At 70.6% G+C, this 18566-nt stretch carries 23 protein-coding genes; 11 read left to right on the top strand and 12 right to left on the bottom strand.

Translation table 11 applies throughout. The features are described 5' to 3' along the window. Positions 1 to 62 precede the first annotated feature (62 nt). The 3 genes from ACZ6S4_RS39610 to ACZ6S4_RS39600 are packed head-to-tail and all read right to left on the bottom strand — an operon-like array spanning position 63 to position 1941. On the bottom strand, positions 63 to 629 hold the full coding sequence (locus tag ACZ6S4_RS39610; protein WP_465479827.1) for a TetR/AcrR family transcriptional regulator: 567 nt from the start codon (positions 627 to 629) through the stop codon (positions 63 to 65). Between the two features lie 26 nt (positions 630 to 655). Then, positions 656 to 1036, bottom strand: a complete 381-nt coding sequence (locus ACZ6S4_RS39605; RefSeq protein ID WP_465479826.1) for a PPOX class F420-dependent oxidoreductase — start codon at positions 1034 to 1036, stop codon at positions 656 to 658. 38 nt (positions 1037 to 1074) lie between these two features. Further along, the gene (locus ACZ6S4_RS39600; RefSeq protein ID WP_465479825.1) at positions 1075 to 1941 is read right to left on the bottom strand and encodes a LysR family transcriptional regulator; all 867 of its coding nucleotides are present in this window, start codon (positions 1939 to 1941) and stop codon (positions 1075 to 1077) included. Between the two features lie 68 nt (positions 1942 to 2009). On the opposite strand from ACZ6S4_RS39600, the gene ACZ6S4_RS39595 reads away from it, so the two are divergent. Then, entirely contained in the window at positions 2010 to 2507 is a 498-nt protein-coding gene (locus tag ACZ6S4_RS39595) for a hypothetical protein (protein WP_465479824.1), read from the top strand. Here the strand turns inward: ACZ6S4_RS39595 and ACZ6S4_RS39590 are convergent, their stop codons facing one another. Further along, the gene (locus tag ACZ6S4_RS39590) at positions 2508 to 3101 is read right to left on the bottom strand and encodes a TetR/AcrR family transcriptional regulator (RefSeq protein ID WP_465479823.1); all 594 of its coding nucleotides are present in this window, start codon (positions 3099 to 3101) and stop codon (positions 2508 to 2510) included. It lies immediately after the preceding gene. 68 nt (positions 3102 to 3169) lie between these two features. Between ACZ6S4_RS39590 and ACZ6S4_RS39585 the strand changes: the two genes are divergently transcribed. Further along, positions 3170 to 3790, top strand: a complete 621-nt coding sequence (locus tag ACZ6S4_RS39585; protein ID WP_465479822.1) for an NAD(P)-dependent oxidoreductase — start codon at positions 3170 to 3172, stop codon at positions 3788 to 3790. A 77-nt stretch (positions 3791 to 3867) separates the two neighbouring features. Here ACZ6S4_RS39585 and ACZ6S4_RS39580 read toward each other — a convergent pair whose 3' ends face one another. From ACZ6S4_RS39580 to ACZ6S4_RS39560, 5 genes are all read right to left on the bottom strand, one after another. Continuing rightward, positions 3868 to 5097: an adenylosuccinate synthetase gene (locus tag ACZ6S4_RS39580; protein WP_465479821.1), complete on the bottom strand. Its 1230-nt coding sequence runs from the start codon at positions 5095 to 5097 to the stop codon at positions 3868 to 3870. After that, positions 5094 to 6062, bottom strand: a complete 969-nt coding sequence (locus ACZ6S4_RS39575) for a hypothetical protein (RefSeq protein WP_465479820.1) — start codon at positions 6060 to 6062, stop codon at positions 5094 to 5096. Before ACZ6S4_RS39575 ends, ACZ6S4_RS39580 begins: the two co-directional genes overlap by 4 nt. 17 nt (positions 6063 to 6079) lie before the next feature. Beyond that, positions 6080 to 7093, bottom strand: coding sequence for a molecular chaperone DnaJ (locus ACZ6S4_RS39570; RefSeq protein WP_465479819.1), 1014 nt, complete (start codon positions 7091 to 7093; stop codon positions 6080 to 6082). Then, the gene (locus tag ACZ6S4_RS39565) at positions 7090 to 7842 is read right to left on the bottom strand and encodes an NUDIX hydrolase (protein WP_465479818.1); all 753 of its coding nucleotides are present in this window, start codon (positions 7840 to 7842) and stop codon (positions 7090 to 7092) included. The genes ACZ6S4_RS39570 and ACZ6S4_RS39565 overlap by 4 nt, the downstream gene beginning before the upstream one ends. Before the next feature lie 255 nt (positions 7843 to 8097). After that, positions 8098 to 8388 carry a DUF1540 domain-containing protein gene (locus ACZ6S4_RS39560; RefSeq protein WP_360553132.1) on the bottom strand — a complete coding sequence of 97 codons (291 nt, stop codon included), beginning with the start codon at positions 8386 to 8388 and terminating at the stop codon, positions 8098 to 8100. A 215-nt stretch (positions 8389 to 8603) separates the two neighbouring features. On the opposite strand from ACZ6S4_RS39560, the gene ACZ6S4_RS39555 reads away from it, so the two are divergent. Both ACZ6S4_RS39555 and ACZ6S4_RS39550 read left to right on the top strand, forming a co-directional pair. Continuing rightward, positions 8604 to 9749 (top strand): glycoside hydrolase family 26 protein, encoded by a 1146-nt coding sequence (locus tag ACZ6S4_RS39555; protein WP_465479817.1) that lies wholly within the window; start codon positions 8604 to 8606, stop codon positions 9747 to 9749. 371 nt (positions 9750 to 10120) lie between these two features. Beyond that, entirely contained in the window at positions 10121 to 11299 is a 1179-nt protein-coding gene (locus tag ACZ6S4_RS39550; protein ID WP_465479816.1) for an IPT/TIG domain-containing protein, read from the top strand. Positions 11300 to 11386: 87 nt separating this feature from the next. On the opposite strand, the gene ACZ6S4_RS39545 is transcribed toward ACZ6S4_RS39550, so the two are convergent. Beyond that, positions 11387 to 12151, bottom strand: a complete 765-nt coding sequence (locus ACZ6S4_RS39545) for a hypothetical protein (RefSeq protein WP_465479815.1) — start codon at positions 12149 to 12151, stop codon at positions 11387 to 11389. 197 nt (positions 12152 to 12348) lie between these two features. Here ACZ6S4_RS39545 and ACZ6S4_RS39540 point away from each other — a divergent pair, with 197 nt between their 5' ends. From ACZ6S4_RS39540 to ACZ6S4_RS39515, 6 genes are all read left to right on the top strand, one after another. Continuing rightward, positions 12349 to 13182 carry a patatin-like phospholipase family protein gene (locus ACZ6S4_RS39540; RefSeq protein WP_465479814.1) on the top strand — a complete coding sequence of 278 codons (834 nt, stop codon included), beginning with the start codon at positions 12349 to 12351 and terminating at the stop codon, positions 13180 to 13182. Between the two features lie 72 nt (positions 13183 to 13254). Further along, positions 13255 to 13761, top strand: coding sequence for a SigE family RNA polymerase sigma factor (locus ACZ6S4_RS39535; RefSeq protein WP_433720461.1), 507 nt, complete (start codon positions 13255 to 13257; stop codon positions 13759 to 13761). After that, positions 13758 to 14528, top strand: a complete 771-nt coding sequence (locus tag ACZ6S4_RS39530) for a hypothetical protein (RefSeq protein WP_465479813.1) — start codon at positions 13758 to 13760, stop codon at positions 14526 to 14528. The genes ACZ6S4_RS39535 and ACZ6S4_RS39530 overlap by 4 nt, the downstream gene beginning before the upstream one ends. Positions 14529 to 14567: 39 nt before the next feature. After that, positions 14568 to 15167 carry a sulfite oxidase-like oxidoreductase gene (locus ACZ6S4_RS39525; protein ID WP_360553122.1) on the top strand — a complete coding sequence of 200 codons (600 nt, stop codon included), beginning with the start codon at positions 14568 to 14570 and terminating at the stop codon, positions 15165 to 15167. Next, positions 15137 to 15886: a ferredoxin reductase gene (locus ACZ6S4_RS39520; RefSeq protein WP_465479812.1), complete on the top strand. Its 750-nt coding sequence runs from the start codon at positions 15137 to 15139 to the stop codon at positions 15884 to 15886. Before ACZ6S4_RS39525 ends, ACZ6S4_RS39520 begins: the two co-directional genes overlap by 31 nt. Beyond that, complete coding sequence (locus ACZ6S4_RS39515) at positions 15883 to 16170, top strand: DUF6510 family protein (protein ID WP_465479811.1); 288 nt, start codon at positions 15883 to 15885, stop codon at positions 16168 to 16170. The genes ACZ6S4_RS39520 and ACZ6S4_RS39515 overlap by 4 nt, the downstream gene beginning before the upstream one ends. A gap of 58 nt (positions 16171 to 16228) precedes the next feature. Here ACZ6S4_RS39515 and ACZ6S4_RS39510 read toward each other — a convergent pair whose 3' ends face one another. After that, on the bottom strand, positions 16229 to 16627 hold the full coding sequence (locus tag ACZ6S4_RS39510; protein WP_465479810.1) for a hypothetical protein: 399 nt from the start codon (positions 16625 to 16627) through the stop codon (positions 16229 to 16231). A 239-nt stretch (positions 16628 to 16866) separates the two neighbouring features. On the opposite strand from ACZ6S4_RS39510, the gene ACZ6S4_RS39505 reads away from it, so the two are divergent. Continuing rightward, positions 16867 to 17670 carry an SGNH/GDSL hydrolase family protein gene (locus tag ACZ6S4_RS39505; RefSeq protein WP_465479809.1) on the top strand — a complete coding sequence of 268 codons (804 nt, stop codon included), beginning with the start codon at positions 16867 to 16869 and terminating at the stop codon, positions 17668 to 17670. A gap of 42 nt (positions 17671 to 17712) precedes the next feature. Here ACZ6S4_RS39505 and ACZ6S4_RS39500 read toward each other — a convergent pair whose 3' ends face one another. Next, positions 17713 to 18495 (bottom strand): DinB family protein, encoded by a 783-nt coding sequence (locus ACZ6S4_RS39500; protein ID WP_465479808.1) that lies wholly within the window; start codon positions 18493 to 18495, stop codon positions 17713 to 17715. Positions 18496 to 18566 lie beyond the last annotated feature (71 nt).

Genomic DNA, 18566 nt, shown 5'->3' with positions numbered 1-18566 from the left:
CAGGGATCCGCCGGCGGGGTGTCGCGTACGGAATCACTGTCGTCACTGCCCACAGCTCGACGCTACGGCGGGTCCGCAACCCCGTCACCGACCGCTACGGCGAGATCGGCCAGCGTCCGGAGGAACCGTTCACTGTCGACTCCGTGCGGATGCCGGCCGGCGAAGATGTCGGTGAAGATCCAGTAGTGGCTGACCGCCGCCATCAGCACCGCGGCCAGCGCGGCGGGGTCAGGATGCCGGGGTGACTCGCGGGCCACCCAGCCGGTCAGCGCCTCGTGCACCCGGGCCAGCTCCTGGGTGCGCACCTGGTCGAGCAGGTCCGGGAAGGACGCCAGGTCGCGCAGCAGCAGCCGGTTGACATCGCGTTCCTGCTCCAGCCGGCGCAGCCCGGCCCGGGCCACGGCGAGGAAGCGGTCGCGGCGGGACAGCTCCGCACCGGTCTGCTCGAGATAGGCCACCAGCGGTCGCCCGGCTTCGAACTGCCGGCGGAGGCCTTCCTCGAGCAGGGCGCGCTTGGTCTTGAAGTGCCGGTAGAGACCGCCGGCCCCGGCGGACAGCCCGGCGGCCGCCTCGATCTGGGCGATCGTGGTGGCGTGGTAGCCGTGGCGGCCGAAGAGGTCCATGGCCACGGTGACGATGGTGTCGCGGGTGCCGCTCAGCTCTGCTCCAGGGTCAGCTCGTAGTGCAGGGTGGTCCAGCCCTTGCGGCGGTGCAGCGCCGGCACGAGCCGGCCGTGCAGCCACGGATGTTTCGCGGCGAGCAGGGCGCGAACGGGCTCGGCCTCCGCCGCACTGAGCAGCCGCGCCTGACCGGGCACAGCCGGGCCGGTCGCACGGCCGCGCATCGTGCTGGGTGCCACCCGGACCTCCGGGAAGTTGCGCAGCCGCTTGACCTTGCCGGCCGCGTCGTAGCTGCGGAAATAGCCGTGGCCGCCGGACACGACCAGGCTGACGGGCGTGCCGACCCAGGAGCCGTCGCGCTTGCGGGTCTCCAGCAGCACCGTCCGCTGCCGGCCGAGGGAGTCGAGGGTGGTCATGGCGCACCTCCGCGCGTAAGTAAGTACCTACTTACAGCTTAGTTTAGGATCCGTTCCAGCAGTCCGGCCACCCGGGGATCGGACAGCGCCGAGGGCTGGTGGACCAGGTGATAGGTGACCGGCGGCAGACCCTCGACCGGTACGGCGACCAGCCCGGCCGGAGCCGGCACGCACCCGTTGACGATGGCCAGCCCCACGCCCAGGCCGACGAAGTGCGTGATCAGCGGCCAGCCCTCGGCCTCCACCGCGACCGTCCACTCCACCCCGGCGCCGCGCAGCGCCTGCTCCAGCAGCACCCGGTGCGGCCGGTGCTGCGGCGGCACGACCAGGCTCGCACCGGCCACGTCCGGCAGGGTCACCGCGCGGCGCCGGGCCAGCCGATGGCCCTCCGGCACGAGCAGCACCTGGGGGAAGGTCGCCAGCCGTACCGCGATCAGGTCCTCGGGCAGCACGTCGAGCACGCTCACCCCGAGCTGCGCCTGTCCGGTGCGGACGGCGGCGAGCATCTGCCGGTGGTCGCAGGTGATCAGGCGCAGCCGGGTCGGCTCCTCGGCCAGCACCGCCCGGATCGTGTCACCGAGCAGATAGAGGTAGGCGCCCTGTCCCGCGGCCAGCACGACCGGCCGGCCCGGCACGACACCGGCGAACTCGGCCAGGAAATCCGCGAGCCGTTCGTCGTGCGCGCGGGCGAACCGGGCGACCGCCGCGCCGTCCGCGGTGAGCACGAGCTGCCGGCCGCTGCGGTGGTAGAGCGGCCGGCCCAGGGCCTGGGCCAGCTTGCGGACCTTGACGTGCAGGGCCGGCTGGGAGATGCGCAGCTCCGCCGCCGCGCGGGTGAAGTTGAGGTGCTCGGCGAACACGGCGAAGGAAGCCAGGGCATCGCTCGACACCGCCCGCTCAGTCATAACCGCAGACTATAGCTGCATCGACATCGATAGTTCTGCTCTAGCCTGCTGCCGATCAGGCTGAGCTCATGACCACACAACAACTCAGGCTCGGCGTCGACATCGGCCGGGTCATCATCGGCGGCGGCGCTCCGGGCGGCAACGACACCCAGTTCTTCAGCGGAGACACCGCCCGGATGCTCGCGACACCGGCCGTGCCCGCGGCGATCGACACGCTGACCCGGCTGGTCCCGCTCTTCGGGCAGGTGTGGCTGGTCTCCAAGTGCGGCGAACGCGTCCAGCGCCACACCCGCCAGTGGCTCGACCACCACGACTTCGCCGCCCGGACCGGCATCCCCGGCGACCACCTGCGCTTCTGCCTGAAGCGGCCGGACAAGGCGATCCACTGTGCCCAGCTGGGGATCACCCACTTCGTCGACGACAAGCTCGACGTGCACCAGGCGCTGCGCGGTGTCGTGCCGCACCGCTACCTCTTCGGGCCGCAGCGCACCCCGCCGCCCGGCTGGGTCGAGCACACCCCGACCTGGGCGGCGGCCGAGACCGCGATCCGGCGCAGCCTCGGGTGACTACTCGCCGCGCAGACCCGCGATCACCGTACGGGCGAACGACCGCGCGGCCGTGTCGTCGTCGCGGCGGTCCACCCAGCCCATGTGCCCGAGAAAGGCGTGCTGCAGGCAGGCTCCGGCCAGCAGTCCCGCGGCCGCGTACAGGTCGGCGTCGGATCGGATGCGGCCCGCTTGCGCCTCGGCGCTCAGGTATCCCGCGATGGCCTCGTTGACCTTGTGCGGCCCCAGGCCGTGCTTGCGCAGCCCGTCGGTGTGGGCGGCGAGGATGGTGCGGTCGGAGAAGATCGACGCGAGCATCGGGAAGTTGTCGGTGTAGAACACGATCGCGGCGCCGGCCACCGCGGCCAGCCGGTCCTCGAGGTCGTCAGGGCTGTCGCCGGCCGGCCGGTCCAGCGCCGCGGACAGCTCGGCGAAGCCGGTGGAGCGTTCCTGCAGCACGGCGAGCATCAGCTCGATCTTGTCGGCGAAGTGCTTGTAGAGCGTCGCCTCCGAGAAACCGGCCGCCGCCGCGATCTGGCGGGTGGTCACGTTGGCCAGGCCGCGCTCGCGCATCACGCCGGCCGCCGCGTCCAGGATGACGTCTCGGGTTCCCACCCTTGACAGGTTAGTGAACGCTCACCACCCTGACTAGGTAGTGAGTGTTTACTAACCGAGGAGTACGCATGAAGATCACCGTGTTCGGAGCAACCGGCGGCACCGGGGTGGAGCTGGTGCGACAAGCGCTGGAGGCGGGGCACACCGTCACCGCCGTGGTGCGCTCGGCCGCCGGCTTCCCCGCCGGCGTGGAGGTCGTCCGGGCCGACGTCATGGACCCGGCGGCGATCGAGCCCGCTGTGGCCGGCCGCGACGTCGTCATCTCGGCCCTCGGTCACCGGCCGGGTGCCCACGAGCCGGTGTGCGCGCCGGCCGCGGAGTCGATCATCCAGGCGATGCGGGCGACCGGGGTCCGGCGGCTGGTCGTGGTGACCGCGGCGGGCCACATCAAGGACTCCCACGACGGCTTCGTGACCGCCCGGATCGTCAAGCCCCTCCTGTGGCGTTTTCTGCGCGCCGCGTGGACCGATTTCGTGGCCACCGACCGGATCGTCGCGGCGAGTGGTCTGGACTGGACGATCATGCGTCCACCCCGGCTGACCGACGGCGGGCCCAGGCCGTACCGCACGGCGCTCGACCACACCGTGCGCGGCGGCAGCTCGATCTCGCGCACGGACCTGGCGACGGCAACCCTGGCCGCGGCGACGGACCCGGCCACCGTCGGGCACGCCGTCGCGCTCGGCTACTGACTCGCGGCCACCGCAGGCCGCACGGCAAACGCTCGCGGCGACCGGCAGTCCGTGGGCGCGCCAAGCCACGCGGGCGCTCAAGCCACGCGGCCGACGAGACCCGCGAACGACCAGCGCTTGTCCGTGCTCCCGGGGCCGTGCGACTCCAGCACCACCGGCGCGCCCAGGAGGTCCCCGATCGCGGCCGGCCAGTTCGTGGGGCGGTGCAGGTCGCCGGGGCGGGCCCGGTCGAGCAACGCGGTCAGCGCCGCCTGGTGGCCCAGGTCGCGGGGCGGGCCGGGGGCGATCCGCTCCCAGCGGGCGCCGTCCAGGTCGTACGACGTGCAGATGCGCAGGCCGGGGACCCGGGGCGGCGCGTCGAGGTGGGTCACGGCGAGCGAGTCGACTCCGCCGGCCACCTCGATCGCGTACCGGTGGGCGACCGCGTCGAAGTGGCCGACCCGGAACGCGCCCTGCCACTCCCCCACACCGTTGTGCGCCTCGGGCAGGTCGAGCGGCGCCTCGGTCACGAACGGCCCGGCGCCGTGCCGGGTCGTGTACGTCCGCACCACCCCCAGCCGCTCGAACGACGAACACAGCGCCGCCACGTTGTCGAACGTCGTCGTGGACCACGTCGTGTACGGGTGCCAGCCCCGCCACTCGTCCAGCAGCACCCCCTGCGCCCCCTCGAAGACGCACCGCCCCCGGGTCAGCAGCCGGTCGAGGTGACGAGAGTCCACGATGGACACGACGCGGCCGAAGGCCAGGAGGGCGTCCATGACGTCCTCCAGCGGCGGCACGTCGTCGAAGGAGCCGAGCGCGTCCCGGACGGCGGCGAGCCGGGTTCGCAGCCGTCCGGGTGACAACACGTCGGCGACCCTGGGGGCGTCCGCGTGGCTCAGTGCGTACTCCATGGTCTGTCCGATGCCCATGCCGCACGAACCGTGCCGGGCCCCGCCGCGGCGCCGCTCACGGGCCTGGTTGGCCGCCCGGTGCCAGGGCGTCGCGAGCAGCGCGTCGCCGTCGACGGTGAGCAGGTGGAACGGGTTGCCCAGCGCGGCCGCCTCGGCCGCCAGCGCCAGCGGGTCGACGACCACGAAACGCGACAGGTGGGTGGGCACGCCGTGCAGCGTGCCCGCCCCGAACTGCGCGAACGTGTGGTGCCGCCCGGCGGGGTTGACCACGTTGTGGGCGGCCTGCGCTCCCCCGTTGAACCTGATCACCGCGGTGACCGGGCCCGAAGCGCAGAGCGCGTCCACCACCGTGCCCTTGCCCGCGTCGCCGTAGCCGAGATCGACCACGGCGACGTGGCCCGCCGCGCCGTTCACAGCCGTTCGTTCCCGCCCGGCGTTGCCGCGCCGCCCGTCTCCAGCGGGGAACGAACGACCGTGCCGCGGCCCGCGCCCAGCGGGGCCAGGGCCTTGCCCACCGACGGACCGGCCGGCGAGCCGACCTCGACCAGGTCGGCCAGCCCGGCGTCGAGGTCGATGGACTCCTCGCCGAGGCCGACGGTCAGCGCGATCGTCTCGCAGACCGCGTCGAGGTCGTCGAGCTCGATGACGTGCTGGCCGAGCAGCTTGCGCCAGTAGCCGAGGATCTCCGCGTCGCCGCCCCAGCCGGCCGCGGTCGGCATGATGTAGTAGACGTCGAAGCTGCGGCGCAGCTCGGCGAGCATCGCCTCGGTCGTGATGGGCTCGCGGAGGTCGTCACCGATGAACCGCCGCACCTCCTTGGGGTTGATCCGCGGGTAGGCCATCTCGTCGCCGATGATGAACAGGTAACCGCGGCGGCCGCGCTTGGCCACCGAGTCGAGGTCGGTGTGCCGGGCCATGAAGTACATCGCCAGCTCGTACGACTCGCGCCGCTGGCCGCCGCCACCGCCCTCGAGCACGATGCGGGCCAGGTCCTCGTCCATCCGGTTGTCCGACTCGAACTGCCCGATCTGCAACGGCACCCGGTCACAGGTGGCGTCGCCGATGGCCCCGAACATGACGTGCGGGTCGGTGGCGTAGCCCTTTCGGGTCAGCAGGCCGAGCAGCTGCGGCAGCTTGGTCTGCAGCACCCGCGGCACGGTGCCCATCGAGCCGGTCACGTCGAACAGGACGGCGATCGGCGTGCTGTGCGGGTGTTCGTCGCTGTCGCGGCTCTCCCGCTGGCCGACGTTCATCGGGTCCAGCGCCGGGTGGGCCTTGCGGGCCCCGCTGTCGCTGTAGGCGAAGGCGCTCGTGCCGGTCGCGGCCCGGTAGCCGGCGGCGGCGGAGTAGACATCGGTGGACCAGCGTCCGCTTCCCATTTTGTTCCTCCTGTGAGTCAGGCCGGCATCGCGAAGGGGCGAAAACGGCGGGGGCCGTACAGGTCGTCGAGGAGCTCGTCGAACTCCCGCAGCAGGCGCCAGGCGTCCTGCGGGCGCATGCGGGGCTTGTCGTAGCGGCAGCCGCGGGCGAAGCGCCGCAGCGCGACCGGCGGGTCGTGGATCAACCGCAGCATCAGGCCGGTCGCCATGAAGATGTCGGTGGCGGCGGTGGCCGGCTGCTTGCCGGTCACCTCGGGCGGATAGGCGGCGCGGTGCTTGGCCACCAGCGCCGGGACCGTCGCGCCGACCGGCACCGAGTAGCACCAGTCGACCAGGACCAGGCCGTGCTCGGCCGGGTGGACGAGCACGTGCTCGGGCAGGACCGCGCCGTGCACCAGGCCGGCGCGGTGGGCCCAGCCGAGGCCGGTGAGCAGCCGCCGCCACATCCAGGCGACGTCCCGCGGGTCGAGACCGGCCGGGTAGGCGGCGTGCACCTCGGACAGCGGGACGAAGCCGCGCTGCCGGGCGATGACGTTGGCGGTGCGGCGGACGCGCGCCGCGTCCTCGTGGGTGAAGCTCTCCAGCAGCCGCGGCGCGTAGGCGCGGAACTTCGGATCACCGTCGGCCGCCAGCGTGGTCAGCGCGGCCGCCTCGGCCCGCATCAGGTCGTTGTCACCGGGCCGGTGCGGCAGCTTGAGCAGCGCGGCTTCACCGTCGACCGCGTGCAGCCGCGCGATGTCCCCGGTCGCGACCACTCCGCCGACGCGGTAGGTGGCGCGCTTCGTGGTCAGCGGCCGGCCGTCGCGCTCGCTCCACAACATGGTCAGCCGGGCGAGGGCCGCCGTCGCGGCCGGGCTACGACCCGCGGGTGCGACATCGGGATGCACGATCTTGACCAGAATCCGGTACGCGTGCCCGGCATCAACAACCGCAACACCGGGGCCGGAGTCCGCCAGTGGGGCACAGGCTGCGACGAGATCGGCGAACGTGCCCGCCCGGCCGATGGCCGCCACCGCCTCGTCGAACGTCACCGGACACCGTCCTCACGGGTCGGCCGCAGCAGCGCCGGGTGCAGCAGGTGCGCGTCGCCGGCCCGGTAGAGGCGCGGCTTGGGACCACCACGCTCCCCGGCCCGGCTGGCCGTCTCGCCGGTGCTCTCCACGAACCCGGGCACCGACAGCACCTTGCGGTGGAAGTTGCCGGCATGCAGCTCCTCACCCCAGACCGCCGCGTAGACCGCACGCAACTCGGCGATGGTGAACTCGTCGCCGACGAAGGCCGTGGCCAGCGGGGTGTACTCCAGCTTGGCGCGGGCCCGGTCGAGCCCGTCGGCGAGGATCGCCGCGTGGTCGAAGGCCAGCTCCCCGGCCTCGTCGACCGGCACCCAGAACGCGCCCGAGGCGTCGCCACCGGCCCGCGGATCGGGCAGGCTCGGCGCGAAAGCCAGGTAGGCCACCGAGACGACCCGCATCCTCGGGTCGCGGCCGGGGTCGCCGTAGCTGCGCAGCTGCTCGAGATGCACCCGGTCGAGCACACCCTCGCCAGGACGCAGCCCGGTCTCCTCGGCGAGCTCACGCAGCGCGGCCGCATCGAGCGTCTCCTCCTGCACGAACCCACCGGGCAGCGCCCGCCAACCGGCGAACGGATGCCCGCCCCGCTCGACGAGCAGCACGTGCAGCCGCCCGTCCCGGATGGTCAGCGCGACGACATCAACCGTGACCGCGACCGGCGCGAAAGCCCCAGGGTCGTAGCCGTCGAGAAACTCCCGCTCGTCACTCATCGCCGCGCCCTTCATTCTCAGTATGAGTAAAACTCGATCTGAGAAGAACCTAGCGCAGCCTCCTGGCCGAGGTCAACCACTCACGCAGAATGAAGGGTGCGCGGATCCGTTCAGGTGCCGCCAGGCACCTGGATCCGCGCGCCCGGCCTCGGCGGGAGCGACGGTCAGCACCACGCACGGACCTACGACCGGAATTGCTTTTGACCGCAAAAGGCCGCCACCGACGAAACGGTGACGGCCTTAGGTGAGGCTCAATTACCGCGCTTCGAATGTCAGGCAGTCGGCGCGGTCCACGCCGGCACCCACCATGATCGACGGCGCGTGGCACTCGAGCTCGGTGTTGTGCACACACTCGCTCCGCTTACAGGCGCCGACCTGGGCTTCCGCCTGGCCCATGCCGCCCTTGTCGGCGGTGTCGATGAACGTGTCGCACTCCGAGCTGGCCCGGCCGATGGTGATCGCGAAGGCCGTGCAGCCGTCGTGGTTGTATCCGCATCCGCTGACCGTGCAGGTCTGCACGCGCGGCATGGCCATCATCTGAGTCATGTGAGGCCTCCCTTTCTCCCTGCCGACCATAAACCATCGGACGCCATTCCGCGGGTCGGCGACAAAGGTATTCGCGGGGTTTTGACAAATGAGGACGACCATTCTTTAGGTAAGGCAATCCTGGCTCACCGCGGGTTGGGCGACTCGGCCCCGGCCGCCCACCGAGCCTGTCAGAATAGGGCAAAACGCCCCGACCGTCCCGGAGGTCCGCGCCGATGGCCGACGAACGACCGCCCCGCAAGCGGCTGTGGCTGGGGGCCGGGGCGGCTGTGATGGCGCTGGCGGCCACCGCCGTGGGCCTTACGTCGGATCCCGAGGACCCGGTTCCCTCGGCGTCGGCGCCCCCGTCGGTCTCCGCACCGTCGGTCTCCGCACCGTCGGCGTCCGGCCCGTCCGCTTCCGCGACCGCCGGCACCCGGTCGGCCCGGGCGCTGATCGCCCTGCCCCGCGCGGACGGCACCTGGCCGGGTGTCAACGGGATGTCCGGCGTCAACGGCGACCCGCTGTTCGACACGGCGCACGTCAACAAGTTCTGCACCGCGCGGGGCCGGGCGTGCCGGGTCGCGCAGACCTACACGGACCGGACCTCGTGGGCGGCGATGACCGCGGGCTCGGGCTGGACGTTCGACCTGTTCTCCGACTTCGACGGCATGCTGGTGGTGTCCCAGGGCCTGGTGCCGATCGGCGCGAGCGCCGACCTGGCGGCCTGCGCGGCCGGCGACCATGACCAGGACTGGAAGAACTTCGGCTCGCTGATGACCCGGTACGGCCGCGGCGACTCGGTGGTACGCCTCGGCTGGGAGTTCAACGAGAAGACCTCCCCGTGGCGCGCCGACGACCCGAAGACCTGGATCACCTGTTACCGCCGGGCCGCGACGAACATCCGCGCGACGAACCCGGACGTGCTGCTGGACTGGACGATCAACGCGCACGGCACCCCGGCGGGCACGTGCGGCGGGGTGAGCACCAACTGCTACCCGGGCGACGAGTACGTGGACATCATCGGCATCGACAACTACGACCACTACCCGTGGTCGCCCTCCAAGGCGGTGTTCGACCAGGCCGCGACAGATCCGGAGGGGCTGACCTGGCTGTACGACTTCGCCCGGCAGCACGGCAAGCCATTCTCGGTGGGCGAGTGGGGCGTGGTGCCGACCGGGGACGCCGGCAAGGAGAACCCGTCGTTCGTGACCTGGATGCACGAATGGTTCGCGGCGCACGCGTCGAACCTGGCGTACGAGGCGTACTTCTCGGACTGCGGGGACGGCGGTGTGCAGTCGAGCCTGTTCCGGACGGACGCGGCCTGCCGGAAGAACCCGGGGTCCGCAGCGAGGTACCGCGCTCTCTTCGGCAGTGGTTAATCAGCCCTGACGCTTTGCTCGACGATAAGGGAGCCGAGAGATTATCCTGCGCTCTCGGCGGCATCGGGCGCCTTCGAAGGCAGCGTACGACCTGGTCGTGGCGTAATCGCGGAGCAGGCCGAAGCGACGGACATCAAACACCCTCGCGGAGTGGGGACGGAATCTCGAAAGAATCATTTTTCGGGTTTTCCGGTGGGTCGCGCCCAAACGTGGTAATAGATCGCGGGCATTTCAATGAACTTCGTGACTCTCCGCATACACCCCACTGCAGGGAAGCTACGATCTCTTGCGAGACCGGCCCGGCGATGTTCCTCATGCCAGGGCCCACCCACCCGACCAATGCGGTTCGATAAACCGCAGGAGGACATCGCATGAGTAAGTCCAGAACGTCATTCCGGCGGCACCTCCTCCGCGCCGGATTCGCTACGGCGACAACGGTCGTCACCATCGCCGCGGTTACAACAGTCGCCTCACCGGCCCATGCCGCAACTGTACCGCTGACCCTCAGCTCGACTGCCGCGGCCGACACAGTGGTCCTCTCGCCGGGCGTCACCGTCGTCGCTTCGTCTACCAGCCCGTGGCTGTCCGCGGTGGCCACCAACACCGCGAAGGTCCTTTTGAATACGGCCACCTCGTGTGCGAACACGTATGGCGCTCCGCCCTCCACGGCGATTGCCACGGCAAACAGCGGGAATGTTATCAAGTACAGCGCATACAAGGGTTCGTTCTTTGTCAGTGGTACGCCACAGCCCACCGCCACGACGACTTACCGGGTGTGCGTCTACACGAGCAGTAGCTCCACCGCCGAGCTGATCGGCAACGCCGCGTTCACCGTCTTCGTAGCGCCCGGCCTCGGCTCTGCATCAATTAGCACGGCCACCGGCCCCACTTCCGGTGGAACCCTCGTCACGGTGACGGGCGCGACCGGTCTACCGACGACGACAGCCGGATACAGCGGTGTGACCATCGCCGGTACCGCCGCTACCAACGTTACGGCCCTCGGGGCCACCTCGTTCTCCTTCGTTACGCCGCCGCATGCTCCGACCTCCGGCGCTCAGCCAATTGTGGTCAAACTGGCGAACGGCGCATCGTCAACCTTCTCCCCCGTCTTCGCGTACTACAGTACGATCACTGTTACGCCGAACAGCGGTCTATATAGCACCGACACCCCCATTTACATTACTGGGGGTTCCTTTGACACGCTCAATCCCTTCGGTGCCGTCAACGCAGCAAATGCAAACGTTTTCTTGACCCAGGGCGCCTACAACAACGCCGGAACGGTGGGTGCCGGCCCGTATACCACGGCCACGGCGCCGGTATCGAAGTGCCTCGATCCCATTGCGCTCAGCGACACTGAGATCGTCTGCACACTCAGCCTGAGTAAAGCGATGATCCCCGGCACTCCCTGGGGTGTTACTGGCAGTGCGGTTGCCAAGGGTGCATACACAGTGACTCTGGTCAACGACTCCACAATTGGAGCGGGAACCCCGGCCGCTACTCCGGTTACGCCGAGCTCCACCTTCACCGTCACAGATTACCCCTCGCTGTAGCCGGCCACGAGAACAGCATCCTGATTGATCGGCGGCCCGGAGCTGATGCTCCGGGCCGCCGCCCGTTGGCCAGTTGACGCGCGAAGGTCAGCGCAACTTCACCCATTCCTGTTGGATGACTTCGGCGTATTCTGACATCGATGGCTTGCCTTTGTACGTGACTCCCAGGGTCACCACGCTCCGGCTTGCCGATACCCGCCAGCAGATCATCATGGTGGGGATGACCTTGGGTTCGACATTGGTCGCGAAACGAAATCGCTGGGTGCAGTTCACGTTGCCGGTCCTGACGCCCTCATCGGCCGCCATCCGATGATCCCGCTGGTTCGTCAGATCCGCCCGCGCGGTGGTGGTCCGCAGGTAGCGGTTCTTCGTCTTCTTGATCCGCGTGGACACGGCACTGTCGGGCACGACCTTGCGAGGCGGCGGAAGCGCCTTCGCTACCGGATGCCCGGCGCGGGATGCTGCCGCCTGCGCCTCGTCGATCTCCTTTTGCACCCTCGGCCCAGGCGGCGCCCAGCTCGCCGTCCGAGCCGGTTTGGCCGCCGACGACGCCGAGGCATTGACTGACGGCAAGCCCGACGCGGAGACCGAAGGCGACGCGGAGACCGAAGGCGGCCCCGGGGCGACGACGGCCGACGACAACGCCGGGCCGGCCGAGACCATCGGCGCGGGCGCCCCCATGTCGCGGACCGCCGTCGAGTCCTGCCCCACGACGGACGAGGTGACGGCGTAGGTGCCCACGCCGAGCACCGCGACCGCCCCCACCACGCCCAAGGCGATCCGCCGGCGCAGATCGGAGCGGCCCGACGGCGAGATGCCTCCGGCGGGCTGATCGTCGTCATCAATGGCCATGTCAACGTCCTCCAGGGTTAATTACCGGCCCACCACATGGGGACCGAACCCCATAGTTGCAACAGATCAGACATATCGCACTAAAACTATCGAGCATCAGCTGAGAGTTTCAGGAACCCATGTGGAACTCCTGCCGTCGCGCCGATCTGTCCGGACACGGAGTGGTGATGGACGGCCGTTGGTAGTAGAGAGATGACATGGAAAAGCGCGCGCTGGTGCTGGGCGGCGGTGGCGTCACCGGCATCGCCTGGGAGATCGGTCTGCTGCACGGCCTCGCCGAGCGGGACGTCGATCTCACCACCGCCGACCTGTTCATCGGCACCTCGGCCGGGTCGGTCGTCGCCGCGCAGCTGACCGGCGGCGTCAGCCTCGACGAGCTCTATGCCCGCGAGATCGCCGATACCACCGGCGACCGCAACGCCACCATCGGCACCCGGGTCCTGCTCGGTTTCGTGCTGGCCGCGCTTTGGCCCGGTGAGCGGGCGCGCGGCCGGGCCCAGCTCGGCCGCGCGGCGTTGAAGGCCCGGACCGTGCCGGAGGCCGAGCGGCGAGCCGCTATCGCCAGCCGGGTCCAGCGTGACGACTGGCCGGACGGCCGGATGCTCGTCCCCGCCGTCCAGGCGCAGACCGGTGAGGTCACCGTCTTCGACAGCACCAGCGGGGTATCGCTCATCGACGCGGTGGCCGCGAGCTGCGCGGTGCCGCTGGTCTGGCCGCCGATGACGGTCAACGGCCGCCGCTACATCGACGGCGGCGTCCGCTCGGTGGCCAACGTGGACCTCGCCCGGGGATACGAGCGGGTCATGGTGATCGCCCCGCTCACCGCCGCTGTCCGGCGCGCCGACCGCCCGGGCGCTCAGGCTGCCGCGCTCGGCCCCGGTGTGCGTACCGCCGTGGTCAGCCCGACCGACGCCGCGCTGACGGCGATCGGGCGCAACCCCCTCGATCCGGCCCGGCGCGCGCCCGCCGCGCGGGCCGGCCGCGCGCAGGCCGCCGACGTGATCGAGCGGGTCCGGGCGGCCTGGAACTAACCGGCGGCCTGGAACCGAAACCGTGAAGACAGCAACCTTTTGCGGCGCTCGCTCGTCATGGCCGTCGTGGGAGTGAGAGGCGACGATGAGTTCGTCGAGTTCGCGCAGGCGAACTCGGCCCGGCTGCAACGCGCCGCGTACCTGTTGACCGGTGACCGGCATCAGGCCGAGGACGCGGCCCAGGCCGCCCTGGTCCGGGTGTACGCGGCCTGGGGCCGGGTGCGCCGCAAGGACCCGTACGCGTACGCCCGCACGGTCCTGGCCAACCTGGTCACGGACCAGTGGCGCCGCCCGATCCGCGAGTACGCGACCGAGGAGCTCCCCGAACGGCCATTGCCGCGCGACATGGCTGACGACGTGACCCGGCGCCGCTGGCTGATCGGCGCGCTGCAGACGCTGTCGCCCCGCGAGCGCACCGTGGTCGTGCTGCGGCACTTCTTCGACGCCACCGAGGTGGACGTGGCCCGCGAGCTCAACCTGTCCCTCGGCACGGTCAAGAGCCTCAACTCGCGGGCGCTGGCCAAGCTGCGGGTCTCCATCCCGGCACCCCGGCGCGCGGAAAGCGGAGTACGCCCATGAACAACCTCGACGAGCTGAGAGACGCCATGCACTCGACGCCGGACTTCGAACCCAAGTCGCTCGACCTGGCCGCCGTGATGACCGCCGGTGGCCGGTTGCGCCGCCGGCGCCGGGCCACGGTGGGCGCCGCCTCAGGAGTGGCGGTGCTGGTCCTGCTCGTGGGCGGTTTCCAGCTGGTCCGTCCGGAGGCGTCGCAGCCGGGGGTCGCCGCGGCGGGTCAGCCGTCGAGCGCCGCGCCGGCCAAGACCGCTGAGCCGTCGGCCACCGCGGTCCAGGAGGAACCGGACGAGCCGATCACCTCCGAGGCGTTCGGCGACGTCGTCGACACCGGGATGAAGATGGACGGGCTGGACCGGCTGCTGTGGATGCAACGGGTCGACGAACCCGTCCTGCCGGACACCACCATCGGGATCGCCACCGGCTGGCGCACCACCGCGGGCCAGCTCGTCGTCGACGTCGTCAACAACGAGGTGGAGGGCTCGGACCGGGCCCCGGGCTTCCACGCCCTGCAGATGGCGATGGTCGTCAACGACAAGCCGAGCCCCGCCTTCGGCTACTACGTCGGTGATGCGGCGAAGATCACCGTGACCGCGGACGGGCGGTCAGTCCGGGCACAACAGGCCACCTGGAGCGAGGACCGGTCGATCGTGCTGTTCTGGTTCCCCTTGAACAAGGTCAAACCGACCAGCAAGGTCGGCAAGGCGACTGCCTACGACGACAACGGCCGCAAGCTGCCGGCCGGCAACGCCACCTTCGGCGTGGGGTAAGCCTGTCGTCGTTCATGATCATCGGGTTTACTGCTGTACATGAGCATCATCTCCCCCGGGTTCGGCGGGCGGCGCCGCTCCTCGCAGCCCGACCTGCCGCCCGGGCAGTACCTCACTCATGACTTCCCGGTGCTCTCGGCCGGCCCGACGCCGCGGATCCCGCTCGACCGCTGGCAGTTCACGGTCACCGACGAGACCGGCGCCAAGCACAGCTGGTCCTGGGCCGAGTTCCAGGCCCTGCCGGCCGAGGACGTCACGGTCGACATCCACTGCGTGACCAAATGGTCCAAGCTCGGCACCACCTGGCGGGGCGTCTCGATCGACACTCTCTTCGAGAACATCGAGACCACCGCTGACTACACGATGGTGCACGGCTACGGCGGCTACACGACCAACGTGCCGCTGGAGGACCTGCTCGACGGCAAGGCCTGGGTGGCGTACCAGTTCGACGGCGAGCCGCTCGCGCCCGAGCACGGCGGCCCGGCCCGGCTGGTGGTCCCGCACCTGTACTTCTGGAAATCGGCCAAGTGGGTCAACGGCATCGAGATGCTCCAGCAGGACGAGCCGGGCTTCTGGGAAGAGGCCGGCTACCACATGTACGGAGACCCATGGCGCGAACAGCGTTACCAGGGCGACTGACGTGGCGGGCCGCCGTTCTCGAGGCGGCTCGTCAGGAGACACCGTCCGCCAGGACCCTGGTGCTGCGGGTGCCGGACTGGCCGGGGCACTTGCCCGGTCAGCACGTCGACGTGCGGCTGACCGCCCCGGACGGCTACTCGGCCCAGCGCAGCTACTCGATCGCCTCGGCCTGGCAGGACGGCGGCACGGTCGAGCTGACCGTGCAGCGCGTGGAGGACGGCGAGGTCTCGTCCTATCTGGCCGACGACCTCCAGGTGGGCCAGCCGCTGGAGCTGCGCGGCCCGGTCGGCGGCTGGTTCGTGTGGCGCAACGCTCCCCCGCCGGTGCTGCTGGTGGCCGGTGGCTCGGGCGTCGTACCGCTGATGGCGATGATCCGGGCCCGCGGCGACGTGCGCGGCCGGCAGCCGTTCCGGCTGATCTACTCGGTCCGCACCCCGCAGGACGCCCTGTACGCCGACGAGCTGGCCCGCCGGGTCCGCGACGACCCGGGGCTGGACGTCCGTTTCGTCTACACCCGCAAGGCCCCCGACGGCTGGCCCGATCCACCGGGCCGGCTCTCCGTGGCGACGATCAACACCTACGGCTGGCCGCCGGACTTCGCGCCGGACGTGTTCGTCTGCGGCCCGACGTCGTTCGTGGAGGCGTCGGCCGACATCCTCGTCGCCCTGGGGCACGACCCGAAGAAGATCCGTACGGAACGATTCGGAGGGACGTCATGACCGAGCACGAGCTGGACGGCAACGCGATGGCCGGGGATCTGCGCGAGGTCTTCGCGGTCGACGTGACCACGGCGGTGGCCACCTGCGGCGGGTGCGGGGAGCCGAGCGTCGTCGCGCGGCTGCGGGTCTGGGGGCCGGCGCCCGGCCTGGTGGCCCGCTGCCCGTCCTGCGACGACGTGGTGCTGCGGCTGGTCCGCGGCCCGGAGCGGGCCTGGCTGGACCTGCGCGGCGCGGTCAGCCTCCAGGTCCCGATGCCGCCGCTGGGTGCACCGGCCGAAAGCTGACCGGCGCGCCAGGTCCCGATGCTCCGCCGGGCGCACCGGCCGGAGGCTGACTCGGCGGTCAGTCCCGGAAGGTGCGGCGCAGGCGTTCGGCCAGCCCGAGGGGGCGTGGTGCGGTGGCGATCCGGTCGGTGCGCGGCGGTCCGGCGGTCGGCGTCGTGGGACGGGAACGGCCGATCGGCTGGTCGTAGTCGGCGGCGGCGATGGCGTCGATGATCTGCTCGTCGGTGAAGTTCTCCGACCCGGGGATGGACGACACGAAGCCGACCAGGATGCCGTTGCGCATCACCTGGGCCTCGAGCCCGGCCGTGCCGTCGTTGTCCCAGACCGCCTCGCGGCCGTCGGGCAGGACGACCCGGATGCCGTACTGGGTGATGCCGGCGTGCGGCAGCTTCACATGGGCGAAGACGTTACGTCCGCGCAGTGTCTCGACGACCCTCCGGGCCCGTTGCTCATCCATGCGGCGACGCTAGCCCGGATAGCTGAGCGCACGCTGAAGATCGACTGTGGCACCGGTGAAAACTCATCGCTCTGCGCACACGGACAATGACCGCCTGACATAGATGCAGGTCACATCGACGGATGTTACTACGAGGTAACAGGAAAGTCACTGTGTTTCTTTCCTCGGGACCTTGACTTACTGTTCGGTAACCGGAGCGCTCCGGCCCCCAGTCCCCCGCGGATCCGGAGGCCACCCCGATGAGCAGACGTACCACCGTCCTCGCCTGCCTCGTCATGTCCACCCTGCTGAGCATCGTCGCCGCGACACCCGCCGCGGCCGCCCCACCCCGTTCCGAGTGGGACTACGTCGCGCTCGGCGACTCCTACTCCTCCGGCGTCGGCGCGTCCGGCCAGACCGGACTCTGCCTGCGCAGCGCCAACGGCTACCCCGGCCTGTGGAACGCGGCCAACGACCCGAAGTCGTACCGCTCGGTCGCCTGCGGCGGCGCCACCACGCAGACCCTGCGCTCCACCCAGCTGTGGCCGCTGACCAGCGGCACCGACCTGGTGACGCTGACCATCGGCGGCAACGACGTCGGCTTCGCGTCAACGGTCATCACCTGCACCTTGTCCAGCGACAGCAAATGCGCGGCCACCGTCGCGTCGGCGATGCAGGTGCTGCGCACGGAGATGACGGCCAAGCTCGACGGCACGTACGCCGACATCCGCCGCAAGGCCCCCAACGCCCGGGTGGTCGTCCTCGGCTACCCGATCCTGTTCGACGAGACCGTGGTCAACTGCGGGATCGGCGGCATGAGCATCGCCAAGCGCAAGTCGATCAACGGCGGCGCCGCCGAGCTCAACCAGCTGATCGCGGCCCGGGCCACGGCGGCCGGCTTCACCTGGTCGGACGTGACCGACGAGTTCGCCGGCCACGGGATCTGCGCCTCCACCCCGTGGCTGAACGGCCTCACGGTGATCCCCGCGACCAACTCGTTCCACCCGAACGCCGCGGGCTACCGCAGCGGCTACCTCCCGGCGCTGAACGCGGCCCTGGGCTGACCCGCAACTGACGGCCCGGCAGTCACCCTGCCGGGCCGTCAGTCAGCGGGATTCCAGTACAGACAGATCCCTCGTGGCGAAGCGGTAGTGCTCGACCTCCTCCTCGAGCACGACGGCCAGACACTCGGCCACCACGCGGACCTCGTCGGGGTAGCCCGGAGCCGGCGCCCGGGTGCAGGGCCGGCCCAGGTCGGCGTCGGTCAGGCCGTTCAGGATGCCCGCGAGCACGGCCAGCCGATCCGCCCGTGCCGCCAGGACCTCGGCCCAGGTCGGTTCCGCCGTGAGGTCGATACCCAGAGCGGCCGCGTCCGCCGCGGCGTAGGCGGTCTGTGGAAGACCGATCCGGTGGTACGGCAGCTCCTCGTCGAGGATCGTGCGACTGGCCCAGGAGTCGGTGATGAAGACGAGGTGGCGCAGCGTCTCGGCGAAGGACCACTCGCCGTCCACCCGCTCGTCACGGGCCGGCTCGGGCAGGGCCTCCGCCCGCGCGACGGCCGCCGACCACAGCCCGGTGACCGTGTCGGCCATGGCCCGGAAGCCGTCGGCGTCGCGGATCTCGCGCAGCTGCACCCGTTCCGGATGCCTGCGGTCGAGCTCGGCCGCCACGAAATCGGTGACGTCGACGCCGTTGATGCGCAAACCGTCGACGTGACCCGACAGGTCGACGCCGGCCAGCCACGAGTCGACGACCTTCACGCCGGTGAGATCGCAGTCGATCAGGGTGACGCCGGTCAGATCGGCGACCTCGACGCGGGCGCCGCGGAATCTGGCGGTGTCCCGGTGCGCGCCGGCGGACCAGCGGTGGGGACCGAACTGTGCAGCCATCCCGCCATCCTGCCGCACCCGATCGGGCGGTGCGGACCGCGCGATCCGGGGTCACCTGGACGGCCGATCTC

The sequence above is a fragment of the Actinoplanes sp. NPDC051405 genome (assembly GCF_055586185.1).
This window is presented reverse-complemented; position numbering and strand designations above follow the sequence as displayed.